Origin of the sequence: Flavobacterium cupreum (assembly GCF_003996965.1) — a bacterium.
In the GTDB taxonomy this organism is placed as follows: Bacteria; Bacteroidota; Bacteroidia; order Flavobacteriales; family Flavobacteriaceae; genus Flavobacterium; species Flavobacterium cupreum.
Window position 1 is genome coordinate 1 of the sequence record NZ_QWDM01000076.1, and the last position, 438, is coordinate 438.

Annotated in this window: 1 protein-coding gene; it reads right to left on the reverse strand. The window is 67.8% G+C overall.

Going from position 1 to position 438, the window contains the following annotated elements; translation table 11 throughout:
* Window positions 1–438, reverse strand: a 438-nt coding sequence (locus D0817_RS26710; protein WP_127341004.1) for a DUF3369 domain-containing protein, incomplete at both ends; no start/stop codon positions are given.

Below are 438 nucleotides of genomic sequence, written 5' to 3' on the forward strand. Positions count from 1 at the left end.
CACCCCCGAGCAGAACACCTCGAGCAGCTTGGCGTCGATGTCGGAGATCTCCTCGACCCCCTTGAGCACCAGCAGCGAGGCCTTGCCGCTGCTGTTGGGGAAATAGCCGACATAGGTGTCGCCGTGCAGGCGCGAGATGCGGTTGCTGCGCGCCTCGTCGAGCTGGGCCATCAGGTCGGGCCCGAGCATGGCCTCGCCGATGTCGCCGATCTGGGCCAGGATCTCGTACTCGGTCTCGCCGGTGATCACGCTCGCCCCGGCCAGGCGCAGCAGCATGCTCTGCTCGAGGCGCAGCAGCGCCACCACCTGCTGGAGCAGGCCGCTGGCGAAGTCCTTGAGGTTGCGCTGCTGGAAGATGTGGGCCGAGGCCGCGATCACCCGCTCGAGCCCCTCGCGGTAGTTCAGCTGCGCCAGCCGGGCCTCCTCGACCTTCATGAT